Source organism: Streptomyces alkaliphilus (assembly GCF_014141535.1).
Classification (GTDB): Bacteria; Actinomycetota; Actinomycetes; order Streptomycetales; family Streptomycetaceae; genus Streptomyces; species Streptomyces alkaliphilus.
The window spans coordinates 1-2406 of sequence record NZ_VKHT01000793.1 but is presented as its reverse complement, the minus strand read 5'-3'; the positions used below and the strand labels follow the sequence as shown (position 1 = coordinate 2406).

The 2406-nt window shown below is 74.1% G+C and carries 2 protein-coding genes; both read left to right on the top strand.

The genetic code is table 11. The features are described 5' to 3' along the window. The first annotated feature begins 49 nt into the window (after positions 1–49). Entirely contained in the window at positions 50–1105 is a 1056-nt protein-coding gene (locus tag FNQ90_RS19820; RefSeq protein WP_182607602.1) for a Gfo/Idh/MocA family protein, read from the top strand. Next, positions 1102–2049: a DUF6807 domain-containing protein gene (locus tag FNQ90_RS19815; protein ID WP_323380084.1), complete on the top strand. Its 948-nt coding sequence runs from the start codon at positions 1102–1104 to the stop codon at positions 2047–2049. The genes FNQ90_RS19820 and FNQ90_RS19815 overlap by 4 nt, the downstream gene beginning before the upstream one ends. Positions 2050–2406: the final 357 nt, after the last annotated feature.

Below are 2406 nucleotides of genomic sequence, written 5' to 3'. Positions count from 1 at the left end.
CCCACATCCCGGCCACGGGCCCCACCCCGCCGGGAGAAGGAGCCGCCGCATGATCCGCGTCGCCGTCGTCGGCACCGGAGGAATCGCCGGTATCTGCCACATGCCGGCCCTGGCCGAGCACGCCGACCGCGCCCAACCGGTCGCGGCCGTGGACCCCGACGCCGCCCGGCTCTCCGCCTTCCGGGCCGAACACTCCGTCCCGGCCGGGTACGCCGACCTCGCCACGATGCTGGAGGCCGAGCGTCCCGACCTGGTGCACCTGTGCACGCCGCCGTTCCTCCACGCCGAGCAGGTGATCGCCTGCCTGCGGGCCGGGGCCCACGTGTGGTGCGAGAAGCCGCTGTGCCTGTCGCTGGCCGAGTACGAGGCGATCGCGGCCGCCGAGCGGGAGACCGGCCGGTACGCCGCCGTGGTCTTCCAGCACCGCTTCGGATCGGGTGCCCGGCACCTGCGGGAGCTGGTGGAGGCCGGCACCCTCGGCCGCCCCCTGGTGGTCCGGTGCGACACCACCTGGTACCGGCCGCCGGAGTACTTCGAGGTGCCCTGGCGCGGCCGGTGGGAGACCGAGGGCGGCGGTCCCACCATGGGCCACGGCATCCACCAGATGGACCTGATGCTCTCGGTCCTCGGGGAGTGGGAGGAGATCCGGGCGATGGCCGGGCGGCTGGACCGGGAGGTGGAGACCGAGGACGTCTCCACCGCGCTGATCCGTTTCGGGAACGGCGCGATGGCGACGGTGGTCAACAGCCTGCTGTCCCGCCGCGAGGAGAGTTACCTGCGCTTCGACCTCACCGACGCCACCGTCGAGCTGCGTCACCTGTACGGCTACCGCAACGCCGACTGGTCGTGCTCCTCCCCGCTGTGGGACCCGGGCGAGGACGTCTCCGGCTCGCACGGCGCCCAGTTGGGCGCCGTGCTGGACGCCCTGGAACACGGCGAACGTCCACCGGTCGGCGGGGACGGGGCCCGCCGCACGGTGGAGCTGATCACCGGTCTGTACGCCTCCGCGTTCACCGGGCGACCGGTGCTCCGGAAGGAGTTGACCCCGGACCACCCGGAGTTCGGCCGGTTCCACGCCCGGATGAACGGAGGGATGGCGCTGTGAGCGCGTTCGAGGACGACGGTGCGGACACGGAGGACGGCCCCGCGCCCGGGGACGGGGGCGCGAGAGCGGTGGCGCTGGAGGACAACGGCACCGAGGTGTCGGCGACGGTCGGGGGCGTTGAGGTGGCCCGCTACCACTACCGACCCCGGATGGCGCTGTTCGAGTCGCCCAAGCCCTACCTCCACCCGCTGCGGACGACGGCCGGCGACACGGTGACGGCGTACCGGCCGCACGACCACGTCTGGCACAAGGGGGTGCAGATGACCGCTCCCTGGGTGTCCGGGGAGAACTTCTGGGGCGGCGGCACCTACGTCGACCCGGAGCGGGAGTACGTGGACCTGCCCAACGCCGGGACCATGCGCCACGAGAAGTGGACCGCGCCGGGGGTGGAGCGGTTGACCTGGTGGACGCAGGGCGGCGAGCACTGGGTGGACGAGACCCGGGTGTTGGAGGTGGAGGCCGGGTGCCCCGGTGAGGGGTGGTGGGCGCTGAACTTCACCACCGTGCTGCGCAACACGCGCGGGGAGGCACTGGTCTTCGGCAGTCCCACCACCCGGGGGCGGCCGATGGCGGGATACGCGGGCTTCTTCTGGCGCGGGCCGCGCTCGTTCACCGGGGGCACGGTGATCGGCCCGGGAAATCTCGGCGGGCCGGCGATGATGGGGCGCGCCGCGCCCTGGCTGGCCTTCACCGGCCGGCACGACGAGGTGGATCGCTCGGCGACGCTGCTGTTCCAGGCCGCCGACCCGGAGACGGTGTGGTTCGTGCGCAGCGAGCCCTTCGCGGCGGTCAACCCCTCGCTGGCCTTCCACGAGGAGGTGACGGTCCCGCCGGAGGGCGAGCTGCGGCGGGCGTACCGGCTGGTGGTCGCCGAGGGCGAGTGGAGCCGTGAGCGGCTGACCGACCACGCGGCCCGGCACCCGGTGCGGCCCGCCCGGGTGTGAGGCGGGCGGGGTGGGACGGCCCGCCGGAGCCGGTCGGAACGGGACGACCGGTCGGCTCCGGGCGGGCGTGGAGCCGGGGGCGGGCGACGGACGCGTCGACCGCCCCCGGCGTGGCGTGGACGCGACCGTCGAGGCCGGCCCGGGGGCGGGTGTGCGGGACCCCTTGACGCACCGGGGTTCCACGGGGATATTGCGTCACATCATGGGAGCGCTCCCACGCACTCGGCACCGGCGCTCCCACTCCGTTCGCATCCGCGACCCGCGCGCGCCGGCGGCGCACGCCCCACCAGATCCACGGAGCCACACCGAGCACGTCACCCCGATCACCCCACTGCCGGGAGGAACCCCGATGAGAGC

What these genes read in the sequence shown, in the direction of transcription:
- FNQ90_RS19820 (WP_182607602.1), top strand. Translation starts at nt 50, where the DNA reads ATGATCCGCGTCGCCGTCGTCGGCACCGGAGGAATCGCCGGTATCTGC.